Origin of the sequence: Mesorhizobium sp. M0663 (genome assembly GCF_040320585.1) — a bacterium.
In the GTDB taxonomy this organism is placed as follows: domain Bacteria; phylum Pseudomonadota; class Alphaproteobacteria; order Rhizobiales; family Rhizobiaceae; genus Mesorhizobium.
Genome location: NZ_JAMYPX010000003.1, coordinates 103,513 through 120,620, shown reverse-complemented (window position 1 = coordinate 120,620; position 17,108 = coordinate 103,513). Strand labels below are relative to the sequence as shown.

At 63.5% G+C, this 17,108-nt stretch carries 16 protein-coding genes; 1 reads left to right on the top strand and 15 read right to left on the bottom strand.

Going from position 1 to position 17,108, the window contains the following annotated elements; translation table 11 throughout:
• Positions 1 to 48: 48 nt before the first annotated feature.
• From NKI54_RS07020 to NKI54_RS06995, 6 genes are read right to left on the bottom strand one after another with little or no spacing between them, the layout of a single operon-like run.
• The gene (locus tag NKI54_RS07020) at positions 49 to 1,155 is read right to left on the bottom strand and encodes a DUF1513 domain-containing protein (protein WP_352691020.1); all 1,107 of its coding nucleotides are present in this window, start codon (positions 1,153 to 1,155) and stop codon (positions 49 to 51) included.
• 2 nt (positions 1,156 to 1,157) lie between these two features.
• A complete protein-coding gene (locus tag NKI54_RS07015; protein ID WP_352635780.1) occupies positions 1,158 to 2,231 on the bottom strand; it encodes an imelysin family protein in 1,074 nt (357 codons plus the stop codon).
• The gene (locus NKI54_RS07010; RefSeq protein WP_352691018.1) at positions 2,231 to 3,838 is read right to left on the bottom strand and encodes a di-heme oxidoreductase family protein; all 1,608 of its coding nucleotides are present in this window, start codon (positions 3,836 to 3,838) and stop codon (positions 2,231 to 2,233) included. Before NKI54_RS07010 ends, NKI54_RS07015 begins: the two co-directional genes overlap by 1 nt.
• 12 nt (positions 3,839 to 3,850) lie before the next feature.
• Complete coding sequence (gene bfr, locus NKI54_RS07005) at positions 3,851 to 4,336, bottom strand: bacterioferritin (protein WP_023676883.1); 486 nt, start codon at positions 4,334 to 4,336, stop codon at positions 3,851 to 3,853.
• Positions 4,302 to 4,613, bottom strand: a complete 312-nt coding sequence (locus tag NKI54_RS07000) for a (2Fe-2S)-binding protein (RefSeq protein ID WP_023676882.1) — start codon at positions 4,611 to 4,613, stop codon at positions 4,302 to 4,304. Before NKI54_RS07000 ends, bfr begins: the two co-directional genes overlap by 35 nt.
• A gap of 56 nt (positions 4,614 to 4,669) precedes the next feature.
• Positions 4,670 to 5,962 (bottom strand): imelysin family protein, encoded by a 1,293-nt coding sequence (locus NKI54_RS06995; RefSeq protein ID WP_502897061.1) that lies wholly within the window; start codon positions 5,960 to 5,962, stop codon positions 4,670 to 4,672.
• 423 nt (positions 5,963 to 6,385) lie between these two features.
• Between NKI54_RS06995 and NKI54_RS06990 the strand changes: the two genes are divergently transcribed.
• Positions 6,386 to 7,639, top strand: coding sequence for an NAD(P)/FAD-dependent oxidoreductase (locus NKI54_RS06990; protein ID WP_352635784.1), 1,254 nt, complete (start codon positions 6,386 to 6,388; stop codon positions 7,637 to 7,639).
• 9 nt (positions 7,640 to 7,648) lie between these two features.
• On the opposite strand, the gene NKI54_RS06985 is transcribed toward NKI54_RS06990, so the two are convergent.
• From NKI54_RS06985 to recR, 9 genes are all read right to left on the bottom strand, one after another.
• Positions 7,649 to 8,926 (bottom strand): 4-aminobutyrate--2-oxoglutarate transaminase, encoded by a 1,278-nt coding sequence (locus NKI54_RS06985; protein ID WP_352635786.1) that lies wholly within the window; start codon positions 8,924 to 8,926, stop codon positions 7,649 to 7,651.
• A gap of 287 nt (positions 8,927 to 9,213) precedes the next feature.
• Positions 9,214 to 9,528: a hypothetical protein gene (locus tag NKI54_RS06980; RefSeq protein WP_352635788.1), complete on the bottom strand. Its 315-nt coding sequence runs from the start codon at positions 9,526 to 9,528 to the stop codon at positions 9,214 to 9,216.
• Between the two features lie 44 nt (positions 9,529 to 9,572).
• The gene (locus NKI54_RS06975) at positions 9,573 to 10,322 is read right to left on the bottom strand and encodes an ABC transporter ATP-binding protein (RefSeq protein WP_352635790.1); all 750 of its coding nucleotides are present in this window, start codon (positions 10,320 to 10,322) and stop codon (positions 9,573 to 9,575) included.
• The gene (locus NKI54_RS06970) at positions 10,319 to 11,152 is read right to left on the bottom strand and encodes an ABC transporter ATP-binding protein (RefSeq protein ID WP_023676876.1); all 834 of its coding nucleotides are present in this window, start codon (positions 11,150 to 11,152) and stop codon (positions 10,319 to 10,321) included. The genes NKI54_RS06975 and NKI54_RS06970 overlap by 4 nt, the downstream gene beginning before the upstream one ends.
• Before the next feature lie 10 nt (positions 11,153 to 11,162).
• A complete protein-coding gene (nikC, locus tag NKI54_RS06965) occupies positions 11,163 to 12,083 on the bottom strand; it encodes a nickel transporter permease (protein WP_352448584.1) in 921 nt (306 codons plus the stop codon).
• 13 nt (positions 12,084 to 12,096) lie between these two features.
• Entirely contained in the window at positions 12,097 to 13,164 is a 1,068-nt protein-coding gene (locus tag NKI54_RS06960) for an ABC transporter permease (RefSeq protein ID WP_023676874.1), read from the bottom strand.
• A 31-nt stretch (positions 13,165 to 13,195) separates the two neighbouring features.
• Positions 13,196 to 14,839, bottom strand: coding sequence for an ABC transporter substrate-binding protein (locus NKI54_RS06955; RefSeq protein ID WP_352635792.1), 1,644 nt, complete (start codon positions 14,837 to 14,839; stop codon positions 13,196 to 13,198).
• 201 nt (positions 14,840 to 15,040) lie between these two features.
• Entirely contained in the window at positions 15,041 to 16,318 is a 1,278-nt protein-coding gene (locus tag NKI54_RS06950) for a lytic murein transglycosylase (RefSeq protein WP_352621951.1), read from the bottom strand.
• A gap of 178 nt (positions 16,319 to 16,496) precedes the next feature.
• Complete coding sequence (gene recR, locus NKI54_RS06945) at positions 16,497 to 17,102, bottom strand: recombination mediator RecR (protein ID WP_352448580.1); 606 nt, start codon at positions 17,100 to 17,102, stop codon at positions 16,497 to 16,499.
• Positions 17,103 to 17,108 lie beyond the last annotated feature (6 nt).

The following is a 17,108-nucleotide window of genomic DNA, read 5'->3' as shown; positions in this document are numbered from 1 at the left end:
CAAGAATGTAAGTTCCAACGCACGCAATCGCCACAATAGGTATCGGGACTAGCCGACCTGCTCGATACGCAGCACGTGATTATCCCAGACATAGTCCGGCTCGGAACGGGTCGCGCCACCGGCTTCGATGATTTCGCCGGCACCCGTCGTCGCCATGAAGCCTTTCCCATCGGGCGCCACGCCACAGACCTCGACCAGAGCCTTGGTAGCGACGACGCGGCTGCTGGCCGCATCGATCACGGCAAGCGAATTCCCCTCAGGCGAAGACACGGCGATGGTGCCGGCGGCAGGATTGGCGGCGACCGAGCCGATATAGTTCCTGAAGCCGGAGAGCACATCCTGCGACATATCGAGCAATTGCAAGTCCTTGCCGCGCGGCGCGCGGCCAACCAGCGGGGGACGATCGGTACCCGGCCCCCTGTATTGACAGCCGAACCAGACGGTGCCGGACCGGTCGGCATCCATATGGCGGATCGACAATTGGTGCAGCGCCGGCGGCAATTCGTGCTTTTCGGTGAGATCGCCGGTAAGGCGGTCGACCAGAACATAGGAAGGCTTCATCGTTGCGATGTTGATCTCGGCGCGGCCATAATCCGGATGCGTCTCGATGCCGCCATTAGCCACAGCGATCGTCCTGCCGTCGGAAAGCAGCAAAAGCTCGTGCGGGCCTGTGCCGTAGGTCGGAAACTCGCCGATGCGCTTGAATTTCGCATGCGCGTCATAGACGCCGACGACGCCGGCGGCATTGTCGAAATCGTTCTCGGTGGCGTAGAGCAGCGTACCGTCGGCCGAGAACACGCCGTGGCCGAAGAAATGCCGGCCGGCAACGCTGGCAACGGTCTGCGGTTCATCGCGGCCGGTGTGGTCGAAGACGACAGCAAAAGTGCCCGGCTGCCTGGCAAACACCACCGAACGCTTCGACACCGGGTCGAAGGTAACGTCGTGGCCCCGATCGGGCAGATCGATCGTGTGCAACAACTTGCCGGCCTCGGACAGGACGGCCGCGCCATTGCTGCCGTCGCGCTTGACGAAAGCGGTGGCGAAGACCGCGTCGGTGTCGAGTGTCTTTGCCCAGGCCGACGGCGCCATCGCCGCTGCGAAACCAGCGCCTGCGGCCCTCAGGAATTCGCGCCGATCGATCAGCGGCGTCCTCATGATCAGTCGCCATCCAATGACGAGAACCCGGCGGTCAGGCCGAATTCGGCGGTCAGCCTGGTGCCGATCAGGGTCGTCAGGCTGGATGTCACCAGCGAGAAATAGTCGAGCTTCTGGCGCAGCGCCGGATCGGCAAGTGCCTTGTCGATCGGTCCCCTGATCGCCTTGGCCGCCTCGATCCCGTTGGTGAGCTGGATGTGGACCGATTCTGCCATCCAGCGCGCATCGGGCGGCAGCGCGTCGCCAAGCTGCGAGGCCTGGAACAGCGTGTCCATGCCCGCCAGATTCCCGGTCAGCGAGCGGGCGGTGTTTTGCGAGCGCCAATAGATCGCCTGTTTCGGTTTGTCGGCCTCCGGCTTGGCGCCCAGGAAGCCTTTCAGGCGTACGTCGCGGACCATTTCCAGCTCGTTGATGAAGACGCCGACCAGTTCGGTCACCGCTTCAGTTCCGTCGTGGTAGAGCGCGTTCTGCGGACCCGGATTGGCCCAGAGCGCGGCAAAGCCGTTGGGCTCGTTCCAGGCATCGCCAACCTCGCCGGCAATCGTCTCGACATTGCCGGCAATGGCCGCACCGTAGGCGCAGCGATAGGCGTCGTCCCTGCCGACCAATTGACCGGCTCCGTCGCCGTAGAGGACGAATTCCAGTGCGCCGAGCCCTTGCATGGCGACGCTCTTTGTAGCCAGCTGGGCCGGATCGGCGGCTGTCGGATCCTTGCCGGCAAGTGCTGCCTGCACCTGCTTCAGGCCGATGCTCTTGCGGTCCGGCCAAAACAGCATGCGCTCAAGCCGGTTGTTTTCCGCGATCGGCCCGAAACGGATGATTTCCACCACCGACCAGGCATCCACGACACCCGAGAATTCGGCGCGTGCCGCATCGAGATTGTCTCGCGAGGGCGCTTGGCAAAGCGCGTGCATGGTCTTGGCCAAGCTGTCCGCATGGTCATGCAGTCTGGCATAGGCCGGGCGGACGAAGCCGTCGATCGCCCGCTGGATCACATCCGAAGCCTTCACCGCCGCGGATGCCGGCAGCGCACCGGCGAGGACCAGCATCAGAGCGAATGCAAGACGCTTCCGCATCAGAGCGACTCCAGAAACTTGATCAGCGCGGCGCGGTCGGCCGCATCGGCAGCGGCAAAGCGGTCACGCGCCTTCTGGCCCTCGCCGCCATGCCACAGAATCGCCTCGGCCAGGCTTCGTGCGCGCCCGTCATGCAGGAAGAAGGTGTTGCCGCTGACGGTCTGGGTGAGCCCGATGCCCCACAGTGGCGGCGTGCGCCATTCGCTTCCCGTGGCCTCGCCCACCGCCTGTCCGTCGGCAAGGCTGGGTCCCATGTCATGCAGCAGGAAATCGGAATAAGGCCAGATCAGCTGGAAGGCCTGCGCCTTGTTCGGGGTGCCGCGACGGGTGACGAATTTCGGCGTATGGCAGGAGACGCAGCCCATATCGTAGAACAGTTTTTTGCCGGCGAGCACGTCCGGTCTGTCGAGATCGCGCCGGGCCGGCACGGCAAGGTTTTGCGAATAGAAGGTCACGAGGTCCATGACCGGCGGCGGCGCTTCGACCGGACCGAGGCGCTCCTGTACACCGTTAGGTAGGGCAAGGCAGGTCTTTTCCGCGGCGCTGCAATCGCCCCAGTGCTTCGGCACCTCAGGCGTCGAAATGCCGATATCGCCGGCAAAAGCGTCCGCCGATTGCTGGCGGATCGATGCCGCCTGCGCCTTCCAGCCGAAACGGCCGAGCGTCAGTTCACCGCTGCTGGCGTCGCGTATTATGTTTGGCCTGCCGGAAATCCCGTCACCATCGCGGTCGGCCGCATCGGCACGCGTAAGGATGTCGGCAGGAGCGATCTGCTCGACCAGGCCAAGGCCGATCATCGGCGGCGTCATGCGCGGCGACAGCGTGGTGTGTGGATCGAGCGCCCCGTAGGCGAGACCGTCGACCGAATAGCTCGGCTTGCGCAGCGACACCGTGCTGCCGTCCGCCAATTTCACCTTCTCGTCCTGATAGTCGACATGCATCCTGCCTTCGCCCTGCAGGCCGGGAACGGCCAATTCCTGCAGCTGCGTGCCATAGACCGGGTCGGGAAAGTTGAGCACCTTGTGATCGGCGAGCGCGGCTTTCTCCTCCTCGGTACTGGCTTCCCTTGCCAGGCGCAGAAACATCGAGGTGGTGCCGCTGTCGCCTTCGGGCGGATGGCCGCGACCGTCCTTCAGATGACAGTTCTGGCAGGCGCGCTCGTTGAACAACGGACCGAGCCCATCCGAGGCTTGTGTCGAGGATGGCGAGGACACCCAGTTCTTGCGGAAAATGGCGTTGCCGAGCTTGAAGGTGCCCTCTTCCTCGAAGCTGATGTTGGCAGAGGATTGCGAGAAGGCGTCCTTGTTGACGTCCTTCTTCGAGGTGCCGGCGCCGCCCTGCATCAGCTCGAATTGCTCGGGCTTGGAGAAATCGCTGGTCGGCCTGGTGATGGCGATGACGCGCGCCAGATCCTTCGGCGTCAGATCCGTGCGGCTGGTGGCAAGCCCCGCCGGTTGCGGCGCCCCGGCCAGCGCCGAGGCTGTGAGCGTCGCCACCACGGCAAGAAAGGCGCCGCGAAGGATAGCGTATCGCGGCTTCTTCTGAGGCGGCAGGCCACAATGCTCGGCCGGCCGCAAGCGGCGCATGAAATCTAGGGGGCGCCGCATTCCGGCATGTCCTTATTCCGCCTCGTCGGCCGACGCTGCGTTGAGTTGGCCGTACTTTTCTTCGCCGATCGAGGCGAGCAGGTCGAGTTGCGTCTCGAGGAAGTCGATGTGACCTTCCTCGTCAGCCAGCAATTCCTCGAACAGCTTCATCGTCACGTAGTCGCCTGCTTCGTTACAAACCTCGCGCGAACGCTTGTAGGCGGTGCGCGCGTCATATTCGCCGGCAAGATCGGATTCGAGCACTTCCTTGACATTCTGCCCGATGCGCAGCGGCGCCACGGACTGCAGGTTCGGATGGCCCTCGAGGAAGATGATGCGCGCCACGAGCCGGTCGGCATGGTGCATTTCCTCGATCGATTCAGCGCGTTCCTTCTTCGCTAGCTTGGCGTATCCCCAGTCTTCCAGCAGCCGGAAATGCACCCAGTATTGATTGACCGCCCCAAGTTCCAGAAACAGAGCCTCGTTAAGCCGCTCTATGATCTGCTGTTCGCCTTTCATGGGTTCTGCTCCCGTATTGAACGCGTAGGCCTCTGACGCGATCCAGGTGTGAAACGATGTCCACGCCACTCGCCGCCGAGCGGGCATGGTAATTTTCGGTGACCCGAATGATCGTTTCGACCACATTTGGGAAGCAGCCGCAACAGCGACCGCGCTTGTGCATGGCGTGATAGACCTTCGCCGGCACGATCAGCTGCCAGGGGTCCTCATCCAGCAGTCCGACGATCGTCTGCTCTATCTCCTTTTCGGTGATGATGTTGCAATGGCAGATCAGCATTTGTCGCTCTGGCTAACGGCGCTTCGTTGCGTCGCGTGGCTGGTGGTTTCGATAGTCTATTGGAACACCTTGTCCGGTGAATCGAGGCTGTCCGAGCCCTCGAAGGCTATCGCATTGAGCTTCAGGGTACCGACGGCGCGTTCGATCGACTTGGTCTGATCGACCAGCGCGTCGATCGCCGCCTGCACAGTGGCATTGCCTTCCGTGTTGCCTTCTCCGATCTGCTGGTCATAGGCCTCGCCGGCAAGCGCCCGCGCCTTGATGGCCTCCATCTTGGCGACGGTGACGTCCAGTTTGTCCGACAATTCCTTGTCAACCGCCGGGTCGGCCGCCTTGACCATGTCGGCCACCGACGGCCCCTCGACGACAGTGCCGTCGAGCCGCTTGTAGCTGCCGTGATAGGCGGCACGGATGCCGATCGCATCGTAAAGATGGGAGTTGTAGGTATTGTCGGAGAAGCAATCGTGCTCCTCTTCCGGGTCGTGCAACAAGAGGCCGAGCTTCATCCGCTCTCCGGCGAGCTCGCCATAGGACAGCGAGCCCATACCGGTGAAGATGGTCGAAATGGCGGCGTTCAGCTCGCCATCGACAAGGTTCTTGCGGGCGGCGCCGCCTTCCTTCCAGTCGTCGACCATATCCTTTAGATCGGAAACCAGAAGGTCGCTCGCCGATTTCAGATACTGTCCGCGACGGTCGCAATTGCCGCCGGTGCAATTGGCGAGGTCGTAGTCGGTGTAGGGCCGTTCGCCGACGCCCATACCGGTGCCGTGCAGGTCCTGACCCCAAAGCAGGAATTCGATGGCGTGATAGCCGGTCGCCACATTGGCCTCGATACCGCCGGCCTCCTGCAGGGTGCCGGAGAGGAACTCCGGCGTCAGGTCGGTGGCGTCGACCTTCTTGCCGTTGATCTCGATCGACTTGTTGGCGATCACATTGGCGGTGTAGAGCGCGTTGGCGTCCGACTCGGTGCCGTAGCTCTTGGCGACATAGTCGATCAAGCCTTCGTCGAGCGGCCAGGAGTTCACCTTGCCTTCCCAGTCGTCGACGATGGCATTACCGAAGCGATAGACCTCGGTCTGCTGATAGGGAACGCGCGATGCCTTCCAGGCCTCGCGGGCGGCGTTCAGCGTTTCGGCAGATGGCTTGGCGAGCAGCGCATCGACAGCCTTGTCGAGCGCCTCGGCCGTGATCAGCGAATCCTCGTATTTGGCGAGCGCAATGTCGGAATAGGTCTTGATGACCGCCTTGGCATCGGTTTGCGCCTTGGCCGGCAGCACGAACACGGCCGCCGTCAGCATCGCGGTGGCGCCGATCGCCGCAAGCCTGCCGCCATACCGCGCCGTGATCATCGTTCTCATGATTGTCTCTCCTCGGGAATCTATGAAATGCCGGCGCCGCGGCGGGCAGTTGCCAGCGGGCAAAGAAGGGTCGCGCCATCGCGCGGTTCGCGGAAGAAAGACACCGAAATGCCTCCAATCGAAAGGGTTCAAGGCCCAGACATCAAAGGGATGCGCTGACGCGCGAGCTTCCATAAAACGGCGAAGACGCCGGATGTCAACTGGTGGCATAGAAAAAATTCAATTGAAACAACAGTTTAGAATTATTCTAAACCAGAACTGTCAACTTTAACACCGACGTATGAGGAATGCCGGCGCATGACGCAGTTGACAGGCGGCCGTTCCGGGTGCGACCCGGATCGGCGCTCTTGCGGCGGCGCCGGACAATCGCCACCTGGCGAGACGTCCTAGATTTGGATGAGGAATCGGGCTGTTATGAAGAACGGGGTCGTCATTGTCGGTGCGGGTCATGCGGGCGTGCAAGCGGCCGCCAGCCTGCGGGAAGAAGGCTATGACGGCCCGGTGATCCTGGTCGGCGACGAAAACGAATTGCCCTACCACAAGCCGCCGCTGTCGAAGACCTTCATCAAGGATCAGCAAGCAAAGCCGCAGCCGTTGCGCGGCGAGGCTTTTTATACCGGCAGCGCCATCGACTTCCGGCCAGGCATCCGGGTCGAGCGGATCGACGTAGGCGGCCGCAGGCTGGAGATATCGGGCGGCGGTGTGTTGCCGTTTGACCGGCTGATCCTCGCCACCGGCGCGCGGCCGCGCCTGCTGCCGCTGCCGGGTTCGGAGCTTTCCGGCGTTGTGTCGCTGCGCTCGCTCGGCGATGCCCGCCTGATCCGCGAATTGAGCGCGCAAAGCGAGGAGGTCGTCATCCTCGGCGGCGGCTTCATCGGCCTGGAGATTGCCGCAACGCTCACCGCGGCAGGCCGCAAGGTTGCGGTGGTCGAGGCGGTCGACCGGCTGCTCGCCCGCGCCGTGGCACCGGTCATCGCCGGCCATGTGCGCCAGCGGCTGGAGGCCACCGGTGTGCGCATCCTTACCGGCACCACCATCGAACGGCTGGAGGACGAGAACGGCCGTGTTTCGGCTGCAATCACCTCATCCGGCGAAAGATTGCCGGCGCAGATGGTCGTCATCGGTATCGGCGTCGTGCCGAATGTCGAATTGGCCGAAGCCGCCGGCATTGCCATCGCCAACGGCATCCGCGTCGACCAGCAGATGCGCACGTCGGTGCCGGAAATCCTCGCCATCGGCGACGCGGCGTCTTACCGGCACTGGTTCACCGGCGGCGACGTGCGGCTGGAATCGGTGCAGAACGCCACTGACCAGGCGCGGCTCGCCGCACGCACCATCGCCGGCCACACCGACAATTACTCGGCAGTGCCGTGGTTCTGGTCCGATATCGGCGACATGAAGCTGCAGATGGTCGGCTTGATTTCGGGCGGCGACAGCCATGTCGTGCTGGGCGACGTGGCCGAGAACAAATTCTCCATCTACCACTATGCCGGAAGCCGGCTGCTCGGCATCGAATCGGTCAACCGGCCCGGCGACCACATGCTTGGCCGCAAGATGCTCGGCGCCGGCTTTTCGCCGCCGCCGCAGATTGTCGCGACCGGGCCCGACGGGCTGAAGGCAGCGCTCGCTGCCTTCCAGCAGGCAGAGCCGGCCCACGCGGCAGGATAATCGTATCGTTCAGCCGGCGCGGGCCTCGCGGATCGAACTTTCCAGGATGTCGAGCGCCTCGTTCATGACGCCATCCTGGATGGTGATCGGCGCGAGGAAGCGGATGACGTTGCCGTAGACGCCGCAGGTCAGCAGGATCAGGCCCTTGTCGAGCGCCTTCAGCCGGACCGCATTGGCGAGTTCCGGCGACGGCAGGCCCTTCGTCACATCGTTGAACTCGACCGCGTTCATGAAGCCGGGGCCTCTGATATCGACGATCTCCGGGGCTTCGTCGCGGATCGCTTGCAGGCGCTGCTTTAGCCGGTTGCCCAGCGTGTTGGCCCGGTCGCAGAGCTTCTCCTCGTCGATGACGTCGAGCACGGCATGCGCCGCGGCGACGCCGATCGGGCTGCCGCCATAGGTGCCGCCGAGTCCGCCGGGGTTCGGCGCATCCATGACCTCGGCGCGGCCGGTGACCGCCGCCAACGGGAAGCCGCCGGCCAGGCTCTTGGCCATGGTGGTGATGTCGGCCGCCACTTCGTGGTGGTCCATGGCGAACATCTTGCCGGTGCGGGCAAAGCCGGTCTGCACCTCGTCGGCGATCAGCAGCATGCCGTGCTGATCGCAGATCTTGCGCAATGCGGTCATGAAATCGCGCGGCGCCTCGTAGAAGCCGCCCTCGCCCTGCACCGGCTCGACGATGATCGCGGCGACGCGGGCCGGATCGACATCGGCCTTGAACAGCCGGTCGAGCGCAGCCAGCGAATCGGCGACCGACACGCCGTGCAGCGCAACCGGGAACGGCGCATGGAAGACATCCGCCGGCATGGCGCCGAAGCCGACCTTGTAGGGCACGACCTTGCCGGTCAGCGCCATGCCCATGAAGGTACGGCCGTGAAAGCCGCCGGAAAAAGCGATGACCGCCGGCCGGCCGGTGGCGTTGCGCGCAATCTTGATCGCGTTCTCGACCGCCTCGGCGCCGGTGGTGACAAAAATCGTCTTCTTGTCGAACTTGCCGGGCAGCATGCCGTTCAGCCGTTCGGCCAGCCGGATATAGCTCTCGTAGGGCACGACCTGGTAGCAGGTATGGGTGAAGCGGTCGAGCTGCGCCTTGACCGCTTCGATCACCCTGGGGTGACGGTGGCCGGTGTTGACGACGGCGATGCCGGACGAGAAATCGATGTAGCGGCGGCCTTCCACATCCCAGATCTCCGAGTTTTCGGCGCGATCGGCATAGATCTGCGTGGTCATGCCGACGCCGCGCGAAATCGACTGGCTCTTGCGTTCGGAAATGGCTGAATTTGTCATCGTATCCCTCACCGGGCCGGCGCCCGCTCTCGTTTGATGGCTGTTGAGACTCTTCTGGGCTTATTTCAGGTTTTCCTCAAGTTGGCACTGGCGGCGGGCGATTGGGCCTGCGGTCCGGCAGCTACGCGATGATGGCCCGGCACTATCGCCGGCGCAGCGATCATGCTGCTGTTCCTGCCGGCGCGCTATTCGGCGTGGTTCAGGTCAAGGAGCCGAAAGGCTGGAAAGAGCTACCCGTTTTGGAGACCGGCGAACCGGTGCAAGGTCCGACTTAAGGCTTTGCCGGATCATTCGTTATCGTTGGAGGGTACAGGGCGCGACCTGGCGCGCTGCCACGGCGACGATTTTGACTCGCGCCAAGCATGCCAGCCTTCCGGCAAGTCGGCCAACGCAAGGATACTTTCATCCCGCTGCACAACGTTTTGCAAGCTGACAATCATTATGTCGCCTTCGTCAACAGGTCCAATTTCGCTGTTGTGGAATTGCCAACTGCCGTCGTCATCGTCATGCGAGACGTGTGCAATCCAATCGCCGCGGGTAATTATGACCCGATCCAAAAACACCGCGACATTGGGCGGGTCTGGGAACGTCCATTGCTCCATGGGAATCTCCCGAAGACAGTTAGTCCTGCGCACCGTGAGAAGGTTCAAGCGGTTCTCACGAACCCCTCGCTGGCCCTCAGCAAATTGCGCGTATAATCCTTGGTGACACGGCGTTCGACAAGATCGTCCGCGGTCAGATTCTCCATCGCCTCGCCGTTCTGCATCACCATCAGCCGTTCGCACATGTGGGTGATGATGGCTAGGTCGTGGCTGACCATCAGGAAGGTCAGCTTGCGGCGGCGCCTGATCTCTTCCAGCAGGTTCAGCACCTCCGCCTGCACCGAAGCGTCGAGCGCCGAGGTCGGCTCGTCGAGCAGCAGGATCGACGGTTCCAGAATCAGGGCGCGGGCGATCGCCACGCGCTGGCGCTGACCGCCGGACAATTGATGCGAATAGCGAAAACGGAACCCGGTGCCGAGGCCGACCTCGTCGAGTGCCCGCTGGATGCGCTTTTCGCCGTCGGCGAAGCCGTGAATGGCGAGCGGCTCCTGCAGCAGGCGGTCGACGGTCTGGCGCGGGTGCAGCGAACCGTACGGGTCCTGGAAGACCATCTGCACCTCGCGGTAAAACGCCTTGTCGCGACGCGCGCCGAGCGTTTTGCCGTTGACCGCGATGGTGCCTGATGCGGCCGGCGCCAGGCCGGCGATTGCCCTGAGCAACGTCGACTTGCCGGAGCCGGACTCGCCGACCAGGCCGAAGGATTCACCGGATTCGACCTCGAGGCTGACGCTTTTCAACGCGCGGAAGCGGTCGAAGACCACCTCCAGCCTGTCGACGGAAAGGGCTGCCGTCATGCTGCCCACTCCGGCTTGCGGTCGAGCACCGGCAGCGGGTGACGGTCGGCGCCGATCTTGGGCATGCAGTTGAGCAGGCCGCGCGTATAGGGATGCTGGGCGCGGCCGAGCTCCGAGGCTTTGAGCTGTTCGACCACCTTGCCGGCATACATGACGATGACACGATCGCAGAAGGACGAGACCAGGCGCAGATCGTGCGAGATGAAGATCAGCCCCATGCCGCGCTCGCTGACCAGCCGGTCGAGGATGCCGAGCACGTCGAGCTGGACAGTGACGTCGAGTGCCGAGGTCGGCTCGTCGGCGATCATCATTTCCGGCCCGGCGATCAGCATCATGGCGATCATGGCGCGCTGGCCCATGCCGCCGGAAACCTCGTGCGGATGCAGGTCGAAGACACGGGCCGGATCGCGGATCTGCACAGCCTCCAGCATGGCCAGCGCGCGGTCGCGGGCTTCGGCCTTGGAGACCTTCTCATGCGTGCGCAGCGTCTCGACGATCTGGCGGCCGATGCTCATCACCGGGTCGAGCGAATATTTCGGATCCTGCAGGATCATGGCGATACGCTTGCCGCGCAGCGCGCGGCGCTCGCGCGGCGAGGCGGCCAGCAGGTCGATGCCGTCAAAAGCGAGCGTCTTCGCGGTCACCTCGGCCTGCGGCGGGGTGACGCCCATGATGGCGCGGCCGGTCTGCGACTTGCCCGAACCGCTCTCGCCAACAATGCCGAGCCGCTCGCGGCCGAGCGAGAAGGAGACGCCGCGCACCGCCTCGATCAGGCCGGTGCGCGTCGGGAAGGTAACGCGCAGGTCGTTGACTTCGAGAAGCGTGCTCATTGGTCGCCACTCATTGGTCGCCACTTCGGGGATCGAGCGCGTCGCGCAGTCCGTCGCCGAGCAGGTTGAAGCCGAGGCTGACGATGAGGATGGCAAAGCCCGGAGCACCCGCCACCCACCACTGGTCGAGCACGAAGCGGCGGCCCGACGCGATCATCGCGCCCCATTCGGGCAGCGGCGGCTGCGCGCCGAGGCCGAGGAAGCCGAGGCCGGCCGCGGTCAGGATGATGCCGGCCATGTCGAGCGTCACCCTGATGATCAGCGAGGAGATGCAGAGCGGCATGATGTGGCGAAGCACGATGCGAAACGGCGAGGCGCCCATCAATTGCACCGCCTTGATATAATCGGAATTGCGCACCGTCAGCGTTTCGGCGCGGGCAATGCGGGCATAGGGCGGCCACGAGGTGATGGCGATGGCAAGCACGGCATTTTCGATGCCGGGGCCGAGCGCCGCGACAAAGGCCAGCGCCAGGATCAGCTTCGGAAAGGCGAGAAAGATGTCGGTGATGCGCATCAGGATCGCATCGGTCCAGCCGCCGGCATAGCCGGCGACGGTGCCGACCAGCAAGCCGATGGGCGCGGCGATAATGGCAACCAGAATGACGACGTAGAGTGTCCAGCGCGAGCCGAAGATGATGCGCGAATAGATATCGCGGCCGAGATCGTCGGTGCCGAACCAGTGCGCCGCACTCGGCGCCAGGAGCCGCGAGCCCTTGAGGTCGCCGAATGTCGGCGAATAGGGCGCCAGCACATCGGCGAATGCCGCGACCACCAGCAGGGCGACGATGATGAGCAGGCCGGCAAACGCCAGCCGGTTGGCGGAAAAGCGCCGCCACGCCACATAGGCGCGGCCGAGCCTCGCCTGCACGCGCGACGCCGGGCGCTCGCTGAGCAGCCAGTCGCGGCGAGTTTGAATCGCTTCCGTGCTCATCCTGCCTTGGTCCTCATCCTGCCTTGGTCCTTGGATCGAGCAGCCGGTAGAGCAGGTCGGAGAATAGATTGATGGCGATGAAGACCGAGCCGATGATGATCGTGCCGCCAAGCACGGCATTCATGTCGGCGTTCTGCAGCGAGTTGGTGATGTAGAGGCCGATGCCCGGCCACGAAAACACAGTCTCGGTCAGCACCGAGCCTTCGAGCAGCCCGGCATAGGACAGAGCGATCACCGTGACCATCGGCACCGCGGCGTTGCGCAGCGCGTGACCCCAGATGATGCGCGTTTCCGACAGGCCCTTGGCGCGCGCTGCGACGATGTATTCCTGGGTGAGTTCGTTCAGCATGAACGAGCGCGTCATGCGGCTGATGTAGGCGAGCGAGAAATAGCCGAGTAGCGAGGCCGGCAGGATGATGTGGCGGAAGGCATCGGCAAATACGTCCCACTGCCGCTGCCAGAGCGCATCCAGCAGGTAAAAGCCGGTAATCGGCGTGAAGGTGTATTCGTAGACGACGTCGAGCCGGCCGGGAAAGGCGACCCATTGCAGCTTGGCGTAGAACAGCACCAGCGCCAGCAGCCCCAGCCAGAAGATCGGCACGGAATAGCCGACAAGGCCGATGATGCGCACGATCTGGTCGATGACGCTGCCGCGCCGCACGGCGGCCAGCACGCCAAGCGGCACGCCGATCACCGAACCGATCAATGTTCCCAACGTCGCCAGTTCGAGCGTCGCCGGAAAGGCGCGGCGGATATCGGTCATCACCGGATTGGTGGTCAGCACCGAGGTGCCGAAATCACCGTTCAGGGCATGTTTGACATAGATGTAGAACTGCTCGACCAGCGGCAGGTCGAGGCCCATCTCGCGGCGCGTTCGTTCGACGACGTTGGCCGGCGCCCGGTCGCCGAGCACCGCCAACACCGGGTCGATCGGGATCACGCGGCCGATGAAGAAGGTCACCGCGAGCAGACCGAGATAGGTCGTTATCGCGATGACCAGGAACCGGGCGATAGATGAGGCCACGGCAACGGCGCGGGCGCCGCCGCGCCCTGCCGTCACCTCGCTTTCAGCCACACTCATACAGCGCGTCCGCCGGCGTCACTCCCCGGCATCACTCCTTCGAGACGGGGCCGACGAAGTTGGTGTCGAAGCTCGGGCCGAGCGCAAAACCCTTGAGGTTCTTGCGCAGGCCGGCCACTTCCAGCTGCTGGTGGATGATGACGAAGGGGCTGGTATTGAGGATCTTCTTCTCGAGATCCTGGTACATTGCGGCGCGCTTGGCCGCGTCCTTCTCGAGCAAGGCGGCTTCGGTCTGCTTGGTCAGGTCCGGAATGTCCCAGGCGTTGCGCCAGGCCAGCGTCTTGGTCTTGCCTTCATCCGAATTGTCGGGGTTGCTGGCGAATGTCTGGGCGTTGGAGTTCGGATCGAAATAATCCTGGCCCCACTGGCCGATATAGATGTCGTGGTTACGGGCGCGGTATTTGGTCAGCGTCTGCTTGCCGTCGCCGGGGATGATCTCCAGCTTGATGCCGGCCTGTCCCAGCGTCTGCTGGATCGATTCCGCCATCCCGGTAATCGGCTGGGTGCTGCGTACGTCCATGGTGACACTGAAGCCGTCGGCGAGGCCGGCCTTGGCAAGCAGTTCCTTGGCCTTGGCGACGTCGAGCTTAAAGGGGTTTTCGTCCAGCTCGCCGAGCACGCCCTTGGGCAGGAAGGTCTGATGGATCTCGCCGATGCCCTTGAGGATGGTCGAGCCCAACGCGTCGTAGTCGACGAGATATTTGAACGCCTGGCGAACCTCGGGCTTGGCGAGGTTCGGGTTCTTCTGGTTGAGGCTGATATAAAAGACCGTGCCCTTCGGCGCCGAGGTGGTGGTGAGGTCGGCATTCTTGGCGATCGCATCGAGGTCGTTCGGCTCGAGATTGCGGGCGACGTCGATATCGCCGGCTTCCAGCGCCAGGCGCTGGCCCGAGCTTTCCTTCATATTGCGATAGATGACGCGGGCAAGCTTGGCTTTTTCGCCGTAGTAATTGTCGTTGCGCTCAAGGACGACGGCCTCGTTGGCCCGCCATTCGCGCATTTTGAAGGCACCGGAGCCGGCGTAGCCGGTTTTCAGCCAGGCGTTGCCGAAATCATTGTCCCATTTGTAGTCGGCGCTCGGCGTGACCGCGGCGACATGCTCCTTGACCAGCTTGGCATCGACGACCGAGGCGACCGTCGCCGACAGGCAGTTCAGCACGAAGCTCGGCGCATAGGCCTTGTCGACGGTGAACTGGAACGTCGTGTCATCAACGGCCCTGGCCTTCTCGGTGACGTTGCCGCCATCGATACCGAACTGGCCGATAATAAAGGCCGGGCTCTTGTCGAGCTTGATGGCGCGCTCGAACGAATAGGCGACGTCGGCCGCTGTGATCGGATTGCCGGAGGCGAATTTGAGGCCGGGCTTGAGCTTGAACGTGTAGGTCAGGCCGTCGTCGGAGACGCTCCAGCTTTCGGCGAGATCGCCCTTGACCTTGGATGTGTCGCTGAGGTCGAGGCGTACCAGAAGATCATAGGTGTTGCCGGTGACCTCTGCGGTCGACAATTCGAATGCTTCGCCCGGATCCATGGTGATGATGTCGTCGATGGCGAAACCCTCGACCAGCGTGTCGGCGGGCGTGACCGCGAAGGCAGGCGCACCGGCCAGAAGCAGCGCGGACATGGCCGCGCCCGCGAGCAAGAAGCGGGAGCGTAGAGCAAACTTTTCCATCATCATTTTAACTGTTCCCTGTTGTTGTTGACCTGAGTTCCCGGCTCAGGGTTGTGGCATTTCTTGCCGCGTCGAACGGTGATCCCCGGACCGTTGTCTTGGCAATTTTTTGTGCGGTTCAGGTTCACCATATCCGGCGGTTTCGAGCGCGGCAACGAGCATTTGCAGAACGGTCGATTGGGCCAGACCGGCGGTGCGAAAATCCGGCTATTTCAGCGCGGTAACCAGGTCGGCGTCGGGAAAGCAGGTAGCGGAACGGCCGTTGCTGGCCTGCCATTTGCCGATCGAGCGGCGCGTCTTGAAGCCAGGCAGGCCGTCGGCGCTGCCGACATCGTAGCCCTTAGCTTCCAGCGCCCGCTGCAGGGCGGCGATGTCGGATCGGTAGAGCCCGCCGACCGCGCCCCAATTGCCCGAGAAATTGCTGTCGCCATGGGCGATGCGATCGGCGCCATGGCCGATGAACAGGGCATAGAGATCGCTGGTGTTATACTGCTTCAGCACATAGAAATTGGGGGTGACGATGAAGGCCGGGCCGCTACGCCCGGCCGGCATCAAAAGAAAGCCCTCGGCTTTCAGTTCGCTCGCCGGGAACGGTTTACCCGACACACGCCTGATGCCCATATCAGCCCACTGGGAAATCTTCTTGCCCTGGTCCGGACCTTCGAGCGAGCACGAGACGCTGTCCGGCACAGTCACCTCGAAGCCCCAGCCGCGGCCCCTGACCCAGCCATAATGGACGAGATAATTGGCGATCGATGCCAGTATATCGGGCGTCGAATTCCAGATGTCGGTGCGGCCGTCGCCGTCGAAATCGACGGCATGCTTGAGGAACGATGTCGGCATGAACTGCGGCTGGCCAAGCGCGCCTGCCCAAGACGATTTCATCGCGCCGACCGGGGCAAGCCCGCGCTCGACGATCTCGAGCGCAGCCAAGAGCTCGGTGCGGAAGAATTCCTTCTTGGTCGACATGAACGCCTTGGTGCCCAGCACCTCGAAGGCGTCATAAGGCATCTTCGCCGCGCCGAAGCCGCTCTCGCGGCCCCAGATCGCCAGCAGCACTTCGCCAGGCACGCCGTAGCGTTTCTCGATCGCGGCAAGCGTCCTAGCGTTGGTCGCCTCGCGGGTGCGGCCGCCGGCGGTCACCGCTCGGACTATCTTTTCAGCGAAATAGGCGCCCGGCGAACCGAACTCGGCCTGATGCTGCTTCTGCGGCGTCGTCGCCTTCTCGCCCGGCTTCACCAGGTCGGGCAGCTTCAGGTTCGGCTTGACGCCTTCGAAGGCGGCATCGAAGGTTTTCCTGGAGATGCCTTTGGCCTTGGCTTCGGGCCAGAGGTCATTGCTGAGCCAGGCGTGGAACTGGTCGTCGATTTTTGCGGCGGAGACCGGGGTGGCGAGGATCAACCCAAGTAGGGCTGCTAGAAACGAGAGGCAGGCTAGTGTGCGAGGTCGGCGTTCTGTCGCGCCCCCCTCTGTCCTGCCGGACATCTCCCCCACTTGGGGGGAGATTGGCAGCTTCGATTTCTGCTCCAGCCTTGCACCGTTGAAGATTGGCGAAAGCCAGCGCGACAGCCAATCTCCCCCCTTGAGGGGGAGATGTCCGGCAGGACAGAGGGGGGCGCGACAGAATGCAATCATCACAGAAGCACCCTTCCCGCCGCTCGCCTCAAAACACCGTCCGCGAGCGCAGTGCGGCGGCCAGCGTGCCTTCGTCGAGATAATCGAGTTCGCCGCCGACCGGAACACCGTGCGCCAGGCGCGTCACCTTGATGTCGAAGCCGGAAAGCTGGTCGGTGAGGTAGTGCGCGGTGGTCTGGCCCTCGACCGTGGCGTTGACGGCGAGGATCACTTCCTTGACTTCGCCGCCGGCGACGCGATCGACCAGCGAACGGATGTTTAGCTCATCAGGACCAATGCCGTCGAGCGGCGACAGCGTACCGCCGAGCACATGGTAGCGCACGTTCATGGCTGTCGCCCGCTCCAGCGCCCAAAGGTCGGCCACGTCCTCGACGACGATGAGCGTAGTGGGGTCGCGGCGGGGGTCGGTGCAGATCATGCATGGATCTGAGGTATCGACATTGCCGCAGGTCGAGCAGATGCGCACCTTGTCGACCGCCTCGCCCATGGCGGCGGCGAGCGGCGCCAGCAACTGTTCCTTCTTCTTGATGAGGTGGAGCGCGGCGCGGCGTGCCGAACGCGGACCGAGCCCCGGCACCTTGGCCAGCAGCTGGATCAGGCGTTCGATCTCGGGACCGGCGATTCGCTTCGACATCGCACC